This is a genomic window from Peptoniphilus lacydonensis (assembly GCF_900106515.1).
In the GTDB taxonomy this organism is placed as follows: Bacteria; Bacillota; Clostridia; order Tissierellales; family Peptoniphilaceae; genus Peptoniphilus_A; species Peptoniphilus_A lacydonensis.
On sequence record NZ_FNWF01000002.1, the window covers coordinates 309,909 to 327,524 of the forward strand.

A 17,616-nucleotide genomic window follows, 5' to 3' on the forward strand; every position below is an offset into this window, starting at 1 on the left:
TTTTAATTTTGAGCTACTTTTACTTCAGGATTATCCCCTCTTCCAGGGACTTTTTTAAATATTCCTGTCACCATAAGTGCTATTGCACCATCTGTTGTAACATTACAAGCTGTTCCAAAACTATCTTGTAGTGCAAATATAGATAACATAAGAGCAGTTCCTGTATCATTAAAACCAAGCACAGATGTTATAAGACCAAGGGACGCCACAACAGTTCCTCCAGGAACTCCAGGTGCTGCTATTGCAAAAATTCCAAGTAATAAAATAAACGCAATCATATTTGCAGTTTCTGGAAGTTTACCAGTTAATATTTGCGAAACTGTCATTACAAAAAATACTTCTGTTAAAACTGAACCGCAAAGATGTGTATTAGAACAAAGCGGAATCGCAAAATCTCTAATTTTTGGATCAAGTGTCTTAGATTTTCTTGCACACTTTAATGCCACTGAAAGAGTTGCTGCAGATGACATTGTTCCAACTGCTGTCAAATATGCTGGAACATAATGTCGAAAAACTTCTTTTGGATTTGTCTTTGAAACTGCTCCTGCAATTGAATACATAAGAGTCATCCAAATAAAATGTCCAATAATTACTATTACAATTACTTTTAAGAAAACTGGAAGTTCATTTACTATTACTCCTTCATATGATAATCCTGCAAATGTAGTAGCGATATAAACGGGAAGTATTTTTATTACAACATTATTTACTATAAATAAAATTATTTTATTTAATTCTAAAAGCAAATTCTCCCAAGTATTTGATTCTGTAACTATAACTGCAATACCAAATAAAATTGAAGTTACAAGTGCTGTCATAACTGGCATAATTGGATCTATTGAAAGATTAAATATAGATTCTGGAATGGAATTGCCACCTCCAACATTTGAAGCAATATTTAAATTAGGAATAATTGCTTTTCCCGCTAAAAAACTCATAGTAGCTGCACCAACAGAAGAAGCGTAACAAATTATAAGTGTAACACCTAAAACTTTTCCTGCATTTTCTTTTAATGATACAATTGCTGGAGTTATAAATCCTAAAATAATTAATGGAACTATGTAACCTATTAAACTTCCAATTACTCTTTTTATAGAATCAATTATCCTTATTGCAGTAACATTTGAGATATTTCCAACAATAATTCCAATAATAATTCCAAGTATTAATTTAAATACTAAAGAGTTAAAAAATTTCTTTTTTTTCATTTCATCCTCCTAATGATTATTTTAAAAATCAACCTAGATTTTATTAATATTTTACCACCTCATAAATATAAAAGCATTAAAATAATAAATTTTCATCACTTCATTTAAAAAAATATATTTTTTTGTAAATTTTTTATAAATAATTTTTTTGAACATTGTTCATATACTACAAAATACTTTTCTCTATTTTTCAACACTTTCATCAATTAGTAACATTATTTCTTTTTTAGAAAATACATTTTTTTTATTTCACATTTAACAAATTTTTAAAAATTTTCACTTTTTATGTGTAAAATAAAGTTTCTAGGATATATATATTTATGCAAGCGGTTTAATTAATAATTTAATTAAATTAATCATTAAAAGGAGGAATGAGATTGAAGAGATGGCGAAAATGGGTTAATGTTATTTTTGCTATCGCCCTACTACTTGCTATATTTTGTTCATATTTCTTGATGTTTGACTATGGTAAGGTAACAAATACACTAGCTGGTTATTATGGACAAGGATGGTTTTTCTATTTCTTGACTATTGTATCAATTTTAGGTGCATTATTTGCTTTATTCATTTTTATTCAAGCTATTGCTCTTCCTACAATTAATAATTATTTAATTGATAAAGATGATTCTGGCGAAATGCTTATAACATCTAAAGCCATTGAAAATAATGTGCTAACAACTGTAAATAAGTATCCCGGAGTCAAAAACTCAAGTGCAATTGTTAAAGTGAACAATGGAAAAAAAGCCCATAAGATAAATACTAAAGTGACTTGTGGCGTATATGAAGGCGAAGATTTAAATTCCCTTGGTAATACAATTAAAGAAGATGTAGCTAATAATTTAGAAACTTTCACTGGTTATCCTGTTGATAAAGTGGATGTTAAATTTTACGATATCAAGAAAGATTCTAATAAGAGAGTGGTTTAGGAGGTTCATATGATTAATAATTATGGAAATTTTCCGGATTATCAAAATAATTATGAAAACTCAAATAAAAACCCTGAAAATGAAAAAATAGTTGTAGTCGAAAAGAAAAAAGAAAGAGAAGTTTCTACTTTAAAAAACAAATTTAAAAACTTCACTAGATTACACTGGAATGAGTTTAAGTACACTATATTTGGACTAATCATTTCAATATTATTTTTGACAATAGGTTTTTTTAGAACACTTTTAATTATAATCTTTTATTTAATTGGCAACATTTATGGCAAGTACAAAGATGGTGATCCGAAAGCATTATTTTTGTTAGAAAAAATTTTTAAAAACTATTAACTAAAATTAACTAAAAAGGAGAAATATTATGGCAAACGAAGCTAAATACAATGAAATTGCAGGCGTAAACAAAAAAGAACAAGAAAAAATTGAAAAAGAACAAGAAAAAAGAGAAAAGGAACAAGAAAGAGCCCAAAAAAGAGAAAACTTTGTAGACAACTTACAAGACAACTTCAAAGATAATTTCAAAGACGACGAAGGACAAGCTCATGAATCAAAACTTACTTTTGAAGATTCTGTTATTGAAAAAATAGCAGCAATTGCTTGTCACGAAGTTCCTGGCGTTCTAGATATGAAAGGTGGATTCTTCTCTGGAATTTCTGAACAATTTGGCGGATATAGCTTAACTAAAGGTATTTCTGCAGATGTTGGAGAAAAAGAAGCTGCAATTGATGCTTCAATTATTCTAGAATATGGTCATTCTGCTCCAAAAGTTTTTGAAGAATTAAAAAGAAATATTGCTCAATCTGTTGGACAAATGACTGGTCTTAAAGTTGTTGAAGTTAACGTAAAAGTTGATGATGTAATGACTAGAAAAGAATTTGAACTTAAAAAAAGAAATGACAAAAATGAAGCTCCACACTATGAACAAGGACCTTCATTAAGATAATTATTTCAATAAATATAAATTTTATATAATTTTTTTAGAAGCTCGCATGCGGGCTTCTTTTTATAGTTTATAATAATTAAGCTGTGAAATAGTTTGTGTATGAACAAGGTGCTGTTGCAAAATAAAACAAAAAAAACGGCTCGCATATGCAAAAGCCGTTTTTTTGTTTTTGATAAAATTAAGGTATGAACAATTCATTAATTTATCAAAATAAGCTTACCTTAAATCGTTCAACTTTGCAACTAAGTTTAAACTTTACCTCACAAACTTGCTTTGATGATGACGGAAAAGTTGGTTTAATACAAGATTTAATGTAAAGGATGGATTTAAATAAATTAATAAAATCATACTCCAATTTAGTAAGAAAATTAGCCGTCGACCCAGTCACAATGCTTCAAGTTTTAATCTACAGCTATTTAACTAGCTTATCTCAATAAATAAAGTCTTCAGATTTTTTTGATGAATCAATCATTTTCTTATACGTTTCACTTGTTCTAATGAGTTCTTCATGTTTTCCAAAAGCTTCAATTTTTCCATCTTTCATTACTATAATTTGGTCTACTCCCTCAATAGATTTCATTCTATGTGATATTATCATCACAGTTTTATTTTTTGTCAGTTTATTTAGTGACTCTTGTATAAATTTTTCATTTTCTACATCAAGAGATGCTGCAATTTCATCCAATAAAATTATTTCTGCATTTTTCAAAAAAGCTCTTGCAATAGAAATTCTCTGCCTTTCTCCACCTGATAATTTTGAACCATTTTCTCCTATTTCTGTATCATATCCTTTAGGAAGCTTTTTAACAAACTCATCACATCCTGCAAGCTCAGCAGCTTTCAGAACATCTTTATCACTTGCCTTTGAATTTCCAAGTCTAATATTTTCCATAACAGTTCCATTAAATAAAATTACATCCTGAAATACCATTGAAATATGTTTAAAAAGATCTTCTGTCCTTGCTTTTTTTATCTCTTTATCATCTACTAAAATTTTTCCAGAATCATAATCGTAAAGTCTTGCAACAAGTTTTAAAAGTGTACTTTTTCCACATCCAGAAGGTCCAACCAAAGCAGTAGTCTTACCTTGAAATGCCTTAAAAGAAATACTTTCTATTACTTTCTTATCATCTAAATAAGAGAATTCTACATTTTTTCCAACAATATCAAAAGTCTTAAATTCTTCTTTGTCTCCACTTTGAACTTCTGCATTTTTAAGTGATTTTATTTTTTCAACAGGTGAATCAATATACATTAGCTCTCCATAAAATTCATTAAAAGCTGCAACTCCATCAATAAGCCTTGCCGCTGCAAATAAATATCCTGCAAAATATAAAATATTAATCTCTCCATTTGTAAGACCCTTTAGACCAAAATAAATTACAAGTGCAAGAGATAAATTGGCGACGACATTTGCCCCACATACAGGAATTACTTGCCCGATTTCTGATTTTATATGTTGTTTTTCAAGATTTTTTACAAAATTAATTGAATCTGTCATCTTTTTTTCAGTTAAATTATAAGATTTTATTTCTGTAGATAAGTCAATTAATTCTTGAAACATCCTTGCAGATTTTCTCTGTTCTTTGTAATAAGATTTAGTGGCTTTAGTTTGCATTTTTTTTGACAACAAACTTAAAATCACCGAAAAAAGTATGGGTATAATAACAGCAAGCCCAAGTTTTACATTTCCAATTAAAAGTAAAATTGAAACAATAATAAAACTTATTATAAAACCATAAAATCCTGGGACTGCATGGCTAAGTGCGTGCTCAATAGTTTCCACATCCTTCATAATTGTTTGAGATAAATCTGTTAAATCATGTCTTGAATAAAAAGAAAGTGGAAGTTTCTTTATTATTTCAGAAATTTCAATTCTAAGATTTGCCGATTCACTATATGTTTCGTTGTATGTCGTGATATAATCTTTATTTAGTACAAGTACCATTAAGACTGCAATTATTACAAAAGAAATTACTGCAACTTTTACACTAAAATCTCCCATTCCAAGTAGTCCTTGTATAACATACATCAATAAAAACATTGGGAGCATATAAGAAAGACTTTTTAAAGTCGAATATTTAATTGCTACTACTTCGCCTTCTGCACCCTTGTCAGTGAGCGCAAATCTATTTTTCAAATAGTTTTTCATGACACCCTCCATTCATTTGCAGATTCATACAAATTGACAAATTTTTTATAAGAAGTTTCAGATTCCATTAATTCCTTATGAGATCCTCTTTCTATAATTTTTCCATTTTCAACAAAAAGAATTTCATCTACACCTCTTATTGAAGAAAGCCTATGAGCAATCATAATTGTTGTCCTGTTTTTTATCAAATCTTTAAAAGCAACTTGAAGTTCAAACTCATTTTCTGGATCTGCTGCAGCAGATGCTTCATCTAAAATTATTATTCTAGGATCTTTTAAGAAAATTCTTGCAATGGAAACTCTTTGAGTTTCTCCACCTGATAAATTTATTCCATCTGCTCCAATAACTGAATCATACTTATCCTTAAATTTATTTATAAACTCATCACACCTTGCAAGTTTCAAGGCCTTATAAACTTCCTCATCACTTGCATCTTCTTTAGCAAGCTTTACATTTTCAAAAATAGAAATTCCAGAAAATAATTTTGGATTTTGAAAAACTATTCCAATATTTTGCATAAGAATTTTCTTTTCGTAAAAAGAAATATTTTTATTCCCAATTAAAATCTCGCCTTTGTCAACAGGATAAAGTCCAGAAATTAACTTTGCAATAGTTGACTTGCCAGAACCAGATGAACCGACTAAAGCATAAACTCTATTTTCATCAAATTTAAAAGAAAAATTTTCCAAAATTTTATTTTCTCCGTCATAAGAAAAATCTACATTTTTAAATTCAATATTATTATTTTCTATAACTTCATCACTTCCAAATTTAATTTCCTTATCGCCCATTTCAACAAATAAATTTTCGAGATTATCTACTGCTGAATTTGCTTGGAAAACATACATGGAAACATACATTATCTTCATTGTAGTTGTAAAAAACATCCCCATAAAAAGCGTGAAAAATAAAACTTTTGCACTCCAAATATAAGCATCCCCTCCATGGCTAACCATAAATATTGCAATAAAAATTGGTGCGACAATAAAAATATTTAAAAGCCACTGAAAAATCACAAAGGGAACTTTGCAAGACATAGAATATTTATAAACCATATCCTTATACTCAAGTATTGAATTATAAAGCTTTTTAAAACCAATTAATGGTGCGTTAAAAACTTTTACAACTGGCATTGCCCTCACAAATTCAACAGCTCCTGCATTCATTTCATCGAGTTTATCCATATAAACTTTCATAAAGCTTTGGTCGCCCACCATTTTTTTTATCACTATAAGGCTTAAAAGAATTATTAATACAAAAAATAATCCAAGATATAAATCAACTTTAAAGACTAAAATAAGCATTAAAATTGGCGTCAAAAAAGCCGCCGTTTGGTCTGCTATTAAATGTGCAACGATCATATGAGTTTGCTCAACATTGTTGTCTATAATTTTTCTAACTTCTCCAGAATCGTGTACATCAAAAAAATTATTTGACGCATTGAGTAAATTTTTAACTCCTTTTTCACGAAGCTTAGTTTCAAGCCTAAAACCAGCAAGGTGACTCATCCAAGTACCTAAAAAATATAAAAGACCGTAAGCAATAAATAAAATTAAAATTTTTATTACTAAACCACTAGCATTAACTAAATTTCCTTTAGAGAATACACTTTTTAATAAAATCCAAATTAAATAGTATCCATAAAATTCTAAAAATATGCCGATAGCAGTAAAAAAACTTGCTAAAAAGCCATTTACTTTCTTCTCAGGCATATATGAAAATAATTTTTTATATAACTTCAAATTAAAAACTCCTTATTCTATAATTTTTAATAAATTTAAGCAAATTATCTTTATTGTTCCAAAAAATTTTGACCTTATTATTTATCAAAAATTCTGTTATATTAATAATTATTAAAATAGTCCTAGAAATATTTTATATTAAGATCTTATCTATATTTAAACTTTTAAAGAGAATTTATTGAATCTAAAATGTTATATAATCTAAATTTATAAAAATATAATCTGTTTCGCAAGCCTCTAAAATGTTTATAATAAATACTTTGTTTACTGAGTATTTTAAAATTTTACACTAAAAAAGACTCGATTTAACGAGCCTCTCAATATTTTATAAATTATTTTTAACCTCTTAATTCTTGTCTATTTTCGTTAAGCATTTTGATTATTTCTGATAAATTCACTTGTGTATTTTCAAGTAACTCATCTGCGTAATCTCTTGCTCCTTCTCTAATTTGTGTTGATTCTTCTTTTGCAGATTTCAAAATTTCTGTTGCTCTTTCATTTGCTTGTCTAACAAGTTCATTTTCGTCAATAATTTTTTCTGAATGAGCTCTTGCAGCTGCAATAATTTTATCCGCTTCATCGTGAGCTCCATTAATTATATCATCTTTGTCTTTAGCTATTCTTTGAGCTTCTGAAATTTCTCCAGGAGTTTTTTCCTTTATTTCATTTATAATTTCTAAAAATTCATCTCTGTCTACCATAACCTTATTTGTAAGTGGTAACTGTGATGATGTTTCTACAAGATCTTCCAATTCTTCAACTAAATCAATTAAATTCATATTTTCCTCCTAAGTAATTTTTTCTTCATTGCTTCTCCTACAACAGGAGGCACGAATAAATCTGTATCTCCATCAAAAGTGGAAACTTCCTTTGCAAGCGTTGAACTGACGAATAAGTTTTCATTAGACGACAACAAAAAAACTGTTTCTACGCCATCTTTGTAGTGCATATTTGCCATTGCCAACGTGTATTCATTAAAATAATCAGAGGCAGATCTAAGACCTCTAACTATTACATTGCAATTTTTTTTCTTTGCATAATCTACTAAAAGTCCGTCAAAAGAATCAATTTCTATTCCTTCCATTCCATCTAGAACTTTATGTAATAACTCTTTTCTCTCTTCAACTGTAAATAATCCTTTTTTTGAAGTATTATCTAGCACTGCTACGATGACTTCTCCAAAAATATCCTTTGCTCTTTTTATAATGTCCAAATGTCCATTAGTCACAGGGTCAAAGCTACCCGCATATATTGCTTTCATTTACATCCCATCCGCATATAGAAATCGAAGTATTTCCATATTTTTTATTTTTTATTTCTACAAAACCTTGTCCTATTAAAAGCGATTTATCTGAACTATGTTCCACAATTAATTTTCCCTCTGATTTTAAAATTTTATTTTCCCTTATAAGCTTAAAGGATTTTTTATACAAATCACCTCTATCAAAGGGTGGGTCAATATAAATGTAATCAAATTTTATATCTAAATTTTTAATTGCCTTGTTCATATAATTTTCTATAACAACAGCCTGATTTAAAAATCTTGTTTTTTCTAAATTAGATTTAACACAGTCTATTGCTTCTTTTGAATTATCAACAAAGTAAACTTTTTCTGCTCCTCTTGATATAAACTCAATTCCATTTGCCCCACTTCCGCAGAACAAATCCAAAACTATATCTCCATCAAAGTTTTGTCCGAGAATATTAAAAACTGACTCCTTAACTCTGTCTTCAGTTGGTCTTGTATCCATGCCTTTTGGTGCTTTTAATTTTAATCCTCTTCTATTTCCCGAAATAATCCTCATAAAGCCTCCAAATTAGTTTTATTTTACCATAAGTCAATAAATATTAAAAGATATTAGTTCAAATCAGAGTAAAATTCAAGTATTTCTTTATTTAAATAAAAGTATTCTTTGCTTTCTAAATTTGGATCTTCTTTTAAAATAATTTTCACATCATCTGCTGCATATTTTAAAATCATCTCATCTCTAAAAGGATCTGCAAGTCTAAGATTTGGCATACCTGATTGTCTAGTTCCCAAAATATCTCCAAAGCCACGTAGTTCTAAATCTTTATTTGCAATATAAAATCCATCACTAGAATCTGTCATTATTTTCATTCTTTCCCATGAAATTTCACTTTTTGAAAGATTATATAAAATACAATAAGACTGATTATCTCCCCTTCCAACTCTTCCTCGAAGTTGATGCAGTGTTGAAAGACCAAATCTCTCTGCATTGTAAACCATCATTACAGTTGCATTTGGAACATTTACCCCAACTTCTACAACAGTTGTTGAAACTAATAAATTTATTTTATTAGTTGCAAAATCATCCATTATTTTATTTTTTTCATCTGCTTTCATCTTCCCATGAAGAAGTCCAACTTTATAATCAATAAAAAATTTTGAAAGTTCTTCATAAACTTTTTCTACAGCCTGCAAATTTTCATAATCTTCATTTTCTTCGATCAAAGAACAAATAACATAAGCTTGTCTACCCTTTGAAAGTTCAGATTTTATAAATTCAAGAGATTTACCTAGCATATTTTCATTTATTGCAATTGTCTTTATTTGCTTTCTGCCCTTTGGCATAGTTTTTATTACAGAAATATCCAAATCAGCATAAAGAACTAAACTAAGACTTCTAGGTATAGGCGTTGCTGACATTACAATTGTGGCTGCATCTTTATTTTTATTTTGAAGCATATTTCTCTGCACAACTCCAAATCGATGTTGTTCGTCAATTACATTTACTCCAAGTTTTCTAAAAATCACATTTTCTTCTATTAAAGCGTGCGTTCCTATTAATATATCAATTGAACCCATTTGAAGATTATCTAAAATATCTCTCTTTGCTTTTTTTGTCGTTGATCCAATTAAAAGTGCTACTCTAACACCAAGAGGTTCTAAAAATTCAACAAAAGATTCAAAATGTTGCTTTGCAAGAATTTCTGTCGGTGCCATAATTGATGATTGATATCCATTTAAATAGGACAGATACATTATTATAATTGCAACAATTGTCTTTCCACTTCCAACATCGCCTTGAATTAAACGATTTATTGCTCTTCCACTTTTCATGTCTGTAAAAATTTCATTTACAACATTTTCTTGACCTTCTGTTAATTTAAAAGGAAGATTATTCATAAAATCAAAAATTTCATCTTTAATTTCAAATTTTATTGCATCTCGTCTTTCATTTTGAAATTTATTTTTTAAAATGGAAAGTTCGAAGAGAAACAATTCTTCATAAATTAATCTCTCCCTAGCTTTTATATAATTTTTTCTGCTTTTCGGATAGTGAATATTTTTTATAGCTTCATTTTTATCCATGAAAGAATATTTCTCCAAAACTTCTCCAGGAAGATTTTCTTCAAATAAATTCAAATCAATAACTTGATCTATTAAATTTTCGAAAGCAAAATTATTTAGTCCTTCAGTTAAACTATAAACAGGAGAAATTTTTCCAAGTTTTTTTAAATTATGTATTTCCTCAATTTCAGGACTCGAAATGCTCACTCTACCTCTGAAAAAATCAACTTTACCATAAACTAAATATTCTCTTCCAATTTTTATTAATTTATTTAAATAAAATGCATTGAAAAATGAAATCTCCATTTCTCCACTTTCATCTTCTGCAAGAAAACTTGTGAGAGTTAGGCCCTTTCTTATTCTTCTATTTTGAAGTTTTGATATAATTTTTACTTTAAAAGTATTTTTTTCTCCAATTTTAGCACCTGAAATTTTTACAATTTTCGAACTGTCCTCGTATTTTCTGGGATAAAAAAATAAAAGATCTTCTACGCTATAAATTCCAAGTTTGTGAAAAAGTTCTTCTCTTTTGGGGCCAACTCCCTTCAAATTTTTAATAGAATCCTTTAAATTAACCATAATTTCTCCTATTATAAAAGCCCAAAGCGAAAACTTTGGGCTAAAATTTATTCTAATGAAATAATATAATAATAAATAGGTTGATCACCTTTTATCACATCAATGTCAATATCTGGATATTTTTCTTCAATTGCTTCTTGTACCTTTTCTGCATCTTCTTCTTTCACGTCTTCCCCATAAAATAAAGTTACAAGAGAAATATCCTCGTTCATAAGTTTTTCCACAGTTTCAACTACAACATCATTTACTTTTTTTCCACTTGAAACAATGTCCTTTGAAGCAATACCAATTATGTCATCTTTGTGAATTTCTTTTTCACCCATTGTAGTATCACGAACGGCATAAGTTACAGAAGCGTCAATTACACTTCCTATTGCGTCTATCATATTTTCTTTATTTTCTTCCTTTGAAGCATTTTCACTAAATGCGAGCATCGCAGCAATACCTTGTGGCACAGATTTGGATGGAATCACAATTATTTCCCTATCTGAAATATCTCTAGCTTGTTCTGCAGATAAAATTATGTTGCTATTATTTGGAATTAGATAAATTACTTTCCCGCCAACTTTATCTACTCCCTTTAACAAATCTTCTGTCGACGGATTCATTGTCTGTCCGCCAGCTACAACATAATCGACTCCAAGAGATTTAAAAGTTTCAGTCATTCCACTGCCCATAGAAACAGTTATAAAAGAATAATCCTTTTCTTTTATTGTTTCTTCCTCTTCTTCTCTCTTTTTAGCTTCAAGGACTTCGCTGTCATCAAACAAAATTTCCCTATGTTGATATCTCATGTTGTCAATTTTTATATCTTGAAGAAGACCAAGCTCGCAAGCATGTTGCAAAACAATTCCAGGATCATTTGTGTGAACATGAACTTTAATAATGTGACTTCCGCCACCACCCACAACAAGAAGACAATCTCCAAGAGGAGAAATTTTTTCTCTAAAAGCATCTATATCTTCATAATCTGTATTAATAATAAACTCAGTGCAATATCCATATTTAAGAGATTTATCAGCCTCTGTAAATTGAATTTCCTTTTGTGCTTTTCTCTTTAAAGTTTCATCTTCACTTTGGTCATCAATATTTTCTCCCTTTAAAACTTTAAGTGCACCTTCGAGCAAAACGACAAGACCTTTTCCGCCTGCATCAACTACTCCTGCTTCTTTTAGTACAGAAAGATGATTTGGCGTGTTATCAAGAGATTTATTTGCTTCTACAATTACATCTTCTAAAAATAAAACTATATCTTCAGACTTTTTATAATGTCTAATTGCAAAATCAGCAGTTTCTCTTCCAACTGTCAAAATTGTTCCCTCAATAGGCTTCATAACAGCTTTATAAGTAGTTTCACTCGCTTTTTTAAAAGCATGAGCAACATCAGAAGTACTGGCTTCATCACATTCATCTAGACCTTCGGCAAAACCTCTTAAAAGTTGAGAAAGAATTACGCCACTATTACCTCTTGCTCCCATAAGTGCTCCACGAGCAGCCGCAGATGAAACATCACTTACCGAAAATTCACCTTCTAAACCATCAATTTGTTTTAAGGCAGATTTTGAGGTAAGGCTCATATTTGTTCCTGTATCTCCGTCTGGAACAGGAAACACATTTAGAGCATTGACCTCTTCCTTTCTGGATATTAGATAATTTACAGCCCCTTTAAAAACTTCTCTTAACAAAGGACCATTAATTTTATTTATTTCCAAAATCTTACCTCCACTACTTCAGTCTAATACCTTCCACCAAGACTTCAATATTATCTACTTCAAGTCCTGTCAAATTTTGAATATTAAACTTAACTCTTTCTATAATATTTTCACCAACAGTAGAAATCTTCACTCCATATTCTAGAATTACGTGAAGTTCTATTCTGATTTCATTTTCTTCAGTATTTACAACTATTCCCTTTGAAAGATTTTCGAATCTCAAAAGCTCAAAAATACCATCTGCGGCATTTTTTGATGCCATTCCAACAATTCCGTAACTTTCCATAGCTGAAATTCCAGCTATATTTGCAAGTACGCTATCCTCTATTACAATATTTCCAAGTTCTCTATTAATAATTGCCGGCATTAGGGCACCTCCTTATCTTTTTTATTATATCAGAAATTTTAAAAGATTAACAGAATTTGAGGAATTACTTTGTAAAAAATAATAAATTAGTGTAAAATAAAAACATATCGAAAAAATATTTGCACTTAGCAACAATTTTTGATAAAATATTGTTTGCTTAATAACTAAAGGAGGTGCGTTATGGCTAAAAGATGTGAAATTTGTGGAAAAGAAAAAACATTTGGAAATAAAATTTCTTTCTCTCACTCTCGTTCTAACAGAAGCTGGTCTCCTAACCTTAGAAAAGTTAAAGCTATCGTTAATGGATCACCTAAAAGAATATATGTGTGCACTAGATGTTTAAGATCTGGTAAAGTTGAAAGAGCTATATAAATTAGGGTCTTAAAAAAAGATCCTTTTTTATACTCCAATTTTCAAAATCTTTATTTTTAATTTAATTACATAGTATTTTAATCTTCCAAATTTATTGGGGGATTTTTTAATTTATATAAAAATCAATAAAAAAGTTGTGCTTAAAAGTAACACAACTTCAAACAAATTTATTTAGTTTTAATCTATGGACTTAATTATAAAAGCAGAACCACTATTTATTATAATAGTTGCCTCATCTTCTAAGATTTCATTGCTCACTGCACGACCTGGATTGTAATTATTTATTTTCAAATTTTCAACTTCATAAAAAAGTCCTTTTGTAGAAAAATTTAAAGATTCTCCTGCATTTATTAGAGAAAAATATTTTTTGTCTGACTTTTTAAATTTATATTCTCCTTCTTTAACATAAATCACTTCATTATTGTCATCAATTATTTTTGCACAAATTCCTTTATTATAAAGTTTTTTTAGAAGAAAAAGATTCGCTAATTCGTGATCAAGCCTTGTCCCAAGTGCCCCTAAAATCACTATGTCCTCATATTTCTCATTAATCAAATAATTAATGCATAATTCTGTGTCAGTCGCTGCTTTTTGCGAAGGAAATTTTAAAAATTTTATATTGTTTTCTCTAACATATTTAAGAGATTCATTTCCAATGGAATCTAAATCCCCTAGTAAAAGATCCCCCTTTAAATTATATTTTCTAAGAAGTCTTGCACCTCCATCTGCAACTAAAACAAAACGATTCTTTTTATACTTTTTTATTAAATCTTTGGAAACCTCTCTACCACCAGTTATTAAAAGAGCTCTTTTCATAAAATTTCCTTAAAAGATTTTATATTTCCTCTAGTTTTATCTTTTTCAAAAATTGCAGACCCAGCAACTAGAATATCTGCTCCTGCATCCAAAATCTCTTTTGCATTATCAAGTTTTACTCCACCATCAACTTCAATTAAAGTTTCTAAATTTCTTTTTTCAATTATTTTTTTTATCTCTTTAATTTTTCTAAGAGAAGATGGAATAAATTTTTGTCCACCAAAACCTGGATTTACACTCATTACAAGAACTAAATCTAGTTTTTCCAAATTATAATCTAAAACTCCTAAGCTATCTCCAGGATTGAGTGCAAGCCCTGTTTTTTTACCAAAAGATCTTATTATAGATAAAGTTCTATCTAAATGTTTTGTTGTGCTTGGATGAATTGTAATAATATCTGAACCAGATTTTACAAATTCTTCAATATAATTTTCAGGTTTTTCAATCATAAGATGTGTATCAAAGGGTATTTCTGTTAAAGGTCTTAAACTTTTTACAATCCCTGGACCATAGGAAATATTTGGCACATAATTGCCATCCATTATGTCTAGATGAATGAAGTCGACTTTCTCCTCATTCAAAATTTTAAATTCTTTTTCTAAATTTGTAAAATCTGCTGAAAGTAGTGAAGGTGAAATCATTAGTATTCTCCTCTTTCTTTTAATTCATTGTAAATATACTTGTAATTTTCGTATCTTGACTTTTCTATCTGTCCCTTTTCAACTGCGTATTTTACAGCACATTTAGGTTCTTTTATATGATTACAATCGTTGAATTTACAATTACTATAATCTTTAAATTCTCTAAAATAATTTTTAAGTTCTTCCTTGTCTATATCTAATTTCAATGAAGAAAAACCTGGTGTATCGAAAATATAAATGTCATCTCCATATAAGATTTCTGTATGCCTAGTTGTATGTCTGCCTCTCTTAGTCTTTTCAGAAACTTTTCCAACTTCAACATCTCTATTTAAAATTAAAGATGTTATTGTAGATTTTCCAGCACCACTTACTCCACAAAAAGCAACAGTTTTTCCCTTTAAATATTTCTTTAACAAATTTACACTTTTCTCGTCATCTTTTGAAATCAAAAAAGTTTTAAATCCAGAATTTTTATAGATTTTTTCTAAATTATCTGCATCCTCTTTATTTAAATCACATTTATTAATTGCAATTGCAACATCAATTCCTTGGTGCTCTGCTTGTACTATAGTCTTATCTATTATCATAAAATTGTATTTTGGATCCATTACTGGTATCACTATGAGAGCCAAATCTACATTGCTAACTTTTGGTCTTGTGAGTATATTTTTTCTGGGATATACTTTTTCAATATATCCCAGAGTTTTTTCTTCATATTTAAATTCTACATCATCGCCTACTATTGGTTCTACTTTTAAATGTCTAAAATTTCCTCTAGCTCTAGTTTCAAAAATTTTATCTCCAGACTTAATATAGTAAAATCCTCCAGTGAGCTTTATAATTTTTCCTATCATTATTTTATCGTCTCTGTTTTAGCAATATTGCCATCAACGTAAATATTGTATTCGCCTGGACCAATTAGTTCAACAGTTGTCGTTTCACCAGAATCTATATTGTAATTCCAAACAGACTGTGCACTAATTTTATTTCCCTTTGCATCTTTAACTCTTTCTGCAGTAACTTTGTGAGTTTCTCCATCATCGGGAACTTTAACTTTTACATTATTTACTTTATTGTATCCATTTTCATTTTCTTCAGTAGTATCTTCATTTTCTTCTTCATCATCAGATGCACCCTTTGAAATATATAGAGTAACTGTTGAACCCTTTTCAACTGTTTCTCCTGCTTTAGGATCCATATCATAAACTTGTCCTTCGGCAACCTTATTGCTATTTCCATTTTCAATTACAACTGTAATTCCTAAACTCTTTAATTGATTTACAACTACGTCTTGATCCATTCCTTTGTAATCGCTTAATACAACTGGAGTTTTGTCAACTCCTTTAGAAATTATAACCTTTACAGCTGTACCTCTCTTGACAGAATATCCTCCATCAGGATTTGAATAAATAACTTTTCCTTCTTCAACTTCTTCATTAAATTCTTCTTCAACAGAACCGAGCTTTAATGAATTTTCTTTTAAAGTTTTTTCTGCTTCTTCCTGTGTAAGACCTTTTAATGGTGGAACTGGAACAGAATCTGGAAGTTCATTTATTGCTAGTTTAACAGTAGAGCCTTTTTCCACTTCGCTTCCCTTTTCTGGATTTTGTTCCAAGACAACTCCATCTGGTTTATTTTCATCTTCTACTGTACTTACATCTAATACAAGACCTTGTGCTTCAATTAATTCTTTTGCTTCTTCTCTAGTTTTTCCTATATAATTTTCTACAACAATTTTTTCAACTTTATCATCACTTTTCATTCCTTTAATAGCCTTTGGCACTACGTAAATTAGAAGAGCAATAATAATTATTGCCGAAAAAACTCCAAGTATTGCAGGTGCAACTGATTTTTTCTTTTTTACAACTTTTTTTGGTTTGCTTTTTTTATTATTATCTGTTCTTTTTAAATTATTTCTTTCCGATCTTCTACTTATTGGTGGTGTAACAACAGTTCTATCATCATCTTCTTCATAACTTCTATTTACAGTAAAAGTTTTTGCACCAATAGTATAATCCTTAATATCTCTAATTAAATCAAAAACATCTTCGTATCTATCATTTGGATCTTTTTCTGTCATCTTTAAAACAAGTGCATCAACAGAAGGATCTATACTTTTTATATAATCAGAAGGCTTTGGCATCTGTGATTGAACTTGCATAAGTGCAACAGAAACAGGATTGTCTGCATCAAAAGGAAGTCTTCCTGTCAACATCTCAAAAAGAACAATTCCAAGAGAATAAATATCCGATCTATTGTCAACTTTAGCTCCTCTTGCTTGTTCTGGTGAAAAATAATGGACAGACCCCATTACAGCATTAGTCGCAGTTACAGTAGTGTTGTCTGCTACTCTTGCAATTCCAAAGTCTGTAACTTTTATTCTATCATCTCTAGTTACCATTATATTTTGTGACTTGATATCTCTATGGACAATATGTTTTGAATGGGCAACTTTTAATGCTTCTGCAATTTGAATACAATAATTTAAAGCTCTCTTTTCAGAAAGTCTACCTTCGTCATTTATTAAATCTTTTAAAGTTTTACCATCAATATATTCCATTACAATGTAGTGAACTTCTTTGTCATCTATTTTCTCAGTTCCAACATCATAAATACTTACAATGTTTGGATGAGAAATGCTCGCAGCAGCAAGAGATTCTCTCTTAAACTTCCTTATAAAGTTATTATCCTCATTGTACTCCAATTTCAAAACTTTTATGGCAACAATTCTATCTAACTTTCTATCGTGAGCTTTAAAAACATTGCCCATGCCGCCTGTTCCGATCTTTTCTAATATTTCATATCTATTTGCTAAAATTTTATTTATCATTGT

17 protein-coding genes are annotated in these 17,616 nt (G+C 29.3%); 4 read left to right on the forward strand and 13 right to left on the reverse strand.

Annotation, left to right across the window (positions count from 1 at the left end; all coding sequences use genetic code 11):
- Window positions 1-2: 2 nt before the first annotated feature.
- On the reverse strand, window positions 3-1,208 hold the full coding sequence (locus BQ5450_RS01465; protein ID WP_010242016.1) for a dicarboxylate/amino acid:cation symporter: 1,206 nt from the start codon (window positions 1,206-1,208) through the stop codon (window positions 3-5).
- A 377-nt stretch (window positions 1,209-1,585) separates the two neighbouring features.
- Here BQ5450_RS01465 and amaP point away from each other — a divergent pair, with 377 nt between their 5' ends.
- The 3 genes from amaP to BQ5450_RS01480 are packed head-to-tail and all read left to right on the forward strand — an operon-like array spanning window position 1,586 to window position 3,089.
- A complete protein-coding gene (gene amaP / locus BQ5450_RS01470) occupies window positions 1,586-2,134 on the forward strand; it encodes an alkaline shock response membrane anchor protein AmaP (protein WP_010242013.1) in 549 nt (182 codons plus the stop codon).
- 9 nt (window positions 2,135-2,143) lie between these two features.
- Window positions 2,144-2,479 carry a DUF2273 domain-containing protein gene (locus tag BQ5450_RS01475; protein ID WP_071125718.1) on the forward strand — a complete coding sequence of 112 codons (336 nt, stop codon included), beginning with the start codon at window positions 2,144-2,146 and terminating at the stop codon, window positions 2,477-2,479.
- 28 nt (window positions 2,480-2,507) lie between these two features.
- Window positions 2,508-3,089 carry an Asp23/Gls24 family envelope stress response protein gene (locus BQ5450_RS01480; RefSeq protein WP_071125719.1) on the forward strand — a complete coding sequence of 194 codons (582 nt, stop codon included), beginning with the start codon at window positions 2,508-2,510 and terminating at the stop codon, window positions 3,087-3,089.
- Window positions 3,090-3,519: 430 nt separating this feature from the next.
- Here the strand turns inward: BQ5450_RS01480 and BQ5450_RS01485 are convergent, their stop codons facing one another.
- The 8 genes from BQ5450_RS01485 to BQ5450_RS01520 form a co-directional block, all read right to left on the reverse strand.
- A complete protein-coding gene (locus BQ5450_RS01485) occupies window positions 3,520-5,241 on the reverse strand; it encodes an ABC transporter ATP-binding protein (protein ID WP_010244664.1) in 1,722 nt (573 codons plus the stop codon).
- Window positions 5,238-6,983 (reverse strand): ABC transporter ATP-binding protein, encoded by a 1,746-nt coding sequence (locus tag BQ5450_RS01490; RefSeq protein ID WP_071125720.1) that lies wholly within the window; start codon window positions 6,981-6,983, stop codon window positions 5,238-5,240. Before BQ5450_RS01490 ends, BQ5450_RS01485 begins: the two co-directional genes overlap by 4 nt.
- 338 nt (window positions 6,984-7,321) lie before the next feature.
- Window positions 7,322-7,762 (reverse strand): ATP synthase subunit B family protein, encoded by a 441-nt coding sequence (locus BQ5450_RS01495; protein ID WP_010244669.1) that lies wholly within the window; start codon window positions 7,760-7,762, stop codon window positions 7,322-7,324.
- Complete coding sequence (gene coaD / locus BQ5450_RS01500) at window positions 7,759-8,244, reverse strand: pantetheine-phosphate adenylyltransferase (protein ID WP_010244672.1); 486 nt, start codon at window positions 8,242-8,244, stop codon at window positions 7,759-7,761. Before coaD ends, BQ5450_RS01495 begins: the two co-directional genes overlap by 4 nt.
- Entirely contained in the window at window positions 8,222-8,788 is a 567-nt protein-coding gene (rsmD, locus tag BQ5450_RS01505; RefSeq protein WP_071125721.1) for a 16S rRNA (guanine(966)-N(2))-methyltransferase RsmD, read from the reverse strand. Before rsmD ends, coaD begins: the two co-directional genes overlap by 23 nt.
- 53 nt (window positions 8,789-8,841) lie before the next feature.
- The gene (recG, locus tag BQ5450_RS01510) at window positions 8,842-10,875 is read right to left on the reverse strand and encodes an ATP-dependent DNA helicase RecG (RefSeq protein ID WP_071125722.1); all 2,034 of its coding nucleotides are present in this window, start codon (window positions 10,873-10,875) and stop codon (window positions 8,842-8,844) included.
- Window positions 10,876-10,922: 47 nt separating this feature from the next.
- Complete coding sequence (locus BQ5450_RS01515) at window positions 10,923-12,587, reverse strand: fatty acid kinase ATP-binding subunit FakA (protein ID WP_071125723.1); 1,665 nt, start codon at window positions 12,585-12,587, stop codon at window positions 10,923-10,925.
- 13 nt (window positions 12,588-12,600) lie between these two features.
- The gene (locus tag BQ5450_RS01520) at window positions 12,601-12,954 is read right to left on the reverse strand and encodes an Asp23/Gls24 family envelope stress response protein (protein WP_010244685.1); all 354 of its coding nucleotides are present in this window, start codon (window positions 12,952-12,954) and stop codon (window positions 12,601-12,603) included.
- Between the two features lie 180 nt (window positions 12,955-13,134).
- On the opposite strand from BQ5450_RS01520, the gene rpmB reads away from it, so the two are divergent.
- The gene (gene rpmB / locus BQ5450_RS01525) at window positions 13,135-13,326 is read left to right on the forward strand and encodes a 50S ribosomal protein L28 (RefSeq protein ID WP_071125724.1); all 192 of its coding nucleotides are present in this window, start codon (window positions 13,135-13,137) and stop codon (window positions 13,324-13,326) included.
- A 177-nt stretch (window positions 13,327-13,503) separates the two neighbouring features.
- On the opposite strand, the gene BQ5450_RS01530 is transcribed toward rpmB, so the two are convergent.
- From BQ5450_RS01530 to pknB, 4 genes are read right to left on the reverse strand one after another with little or no spacing between them, the layout of a single operon-like run.
- Window positions 13,504-14,142 carry a thiamine diphosphokinase gene (locus BQ5450_RS01530; protein ID WP_010244690.1) on the reverse strand — a complete coding sequence of 213 codons (639 nt, stop codon included), beginning with the start codon at window positions 14,140-14,142 and terminating at the stop codon, window positions 13,504-13,506.
- On the reverse strand, window positions 14,139-14,783 hold the full coding sequence (rpe, locus tag BQ5450_RS01535) for a ribulose-phosphate 3-epimerase (protein ID WP_071125725.1): 645 nt from the start codon (window positions 14,781-14,783) through the stop codon (window positions 14,139-14,141). The genes BQ5450_RS01530 and rpe overlap by 4 nt, the downstream gene beginning before the upstream one ends.
- Window positions 14,783-15,637 (reverse strand): ribosome small subunit-dependent GTPase A, encoded by an 855-nt coding sequence (rsgA, locus tag BQ5450_RS01540; RefSeq protein ID WP_071125726.1) that lies wholly within the window; start codon window positions 15,635-15,637, stop codon window positions 14,783-14,785. Before rsgA ends, rpe begins: the two co-directional genes overlap by 1 nt.
- Window positions 15,637-17,613 carry a Stk1 family PASTA domain-containing Ser/Thr kinase gene (pknB, locus tag BQ5450_RS01545; protein WP_071125727.1) on the reverse strand — a complete coding sequence of 659 codons (1,977 nt, stop codon included), beginning with the start codon at window positions 17,611-17,613 and terminating at the stop codon, window positions 15,637-15,639. The genes rsgA and pknB overlap by 1 nt, the downstream gene beginning before the upstream one ends.
- Between the last annotated feature and the right edge of the window lie 3 nt (window positions 17,614-17,616).

Excerpts from the sequence above, each read along its gene's own strand:
- BQ5450_RS01465 (WP_010242016.1), bottom strand. The coding sequence starts at position 1,208 with ATGAAAAAAAAGAAATTTTTTAACTCTTTAGTATTTAAATTAATACTT.
- rpe (WP_071125725.1), bottom strand. The coding sequence starts at position 14,783 with ATGATTTCACCTTCACTACTTTCAGCAGATTTTACAAATTTAGAAAAA.
- rpmB (WP_071125724.1), top strand. The coding sequence starts at position 13,135 with ATGGCTAAAAGATGTGAAATTTGTGGAAAAGAAAAAACATTTGGAAAT.
- rsgA (WP_071125726.1), bottom strand. The coding sequence starts at position 15,637 with ATGATAGGAAAAATTATAAAGCTCACTGGAGGATTTTACTATATTAAG.
- BQ5450_RS01480 (WP_071125719.1), top strand. The coding sequence starts at position 2,508 with ATGGCAAACGAAGCTAAATACAATGAAATTGCAGGCGTAAACAAAAAA.
- BQ5450_RS01520 (WP_010244685.1), bottom strand. The coding sequence starts at position 12,954 with ATGCCGGCAATTATTAATAGAGAACTTGGAAATATTGTAATAGAGGAT.
- rsmD (WP_071125721.1), bottom strand. The coding sequence starts at position 8,788 with ATGAGGATTATTTCGGGAAATAGAAGAGGATTAAAATTAAAAGCACCA.
- pknB (WP_071125727.1), bottom strand. The coding sequence starts at position 17,613 with ATGATAAATAAAATTTTAGCAAATAGATATGAAATATTAGAAAAGATC.
- BQ5450_RS01530 (WP_010244690.1), bottom strand. The coding sequence starts at position 14,142 with ATGAAAAGAGCTCTTTTAATAACTGGTGGTAGAGAGGTTTCCAAAGAT.
- BQ5450_RS01485 (WP_010244664.1), bottom strand. The coding sequence starts at position 5,241 with ATGAAAAACTATTTGAAAAATAGATTTGCGCTCACTGACAAGGGTGCA.
- BQ5450_RS01475 (WP_071125718.1), top strand. The coding sequence starts at position 2,144 with ATGATTAATAATTATGGAAATTTTCCGGATTATCAAAATAATTATGAA.
- recG (WP_071125722.1), bottom strand. The coding sequence starts at position 10,875 with ATGGTTAATTTAAAGGATTCTATTAAAAATTTGAAGGGAGTTGGCCCC.
- coaD (WP_010244672.1), bottom strand. The coding sequence starts at position 8,244 with ATGAAAGCAATATATGCGGGTAGCTTTGACCCTGTGACTAATGGACAT.
- BQ5450_RS01495 (WP_010244669.1), bottom strand. The coding sequence starts at position 7,762 with ATGAATTTAATTGATTTAGTTGAAGAATTGGAAGATCTTGTAGAAACA.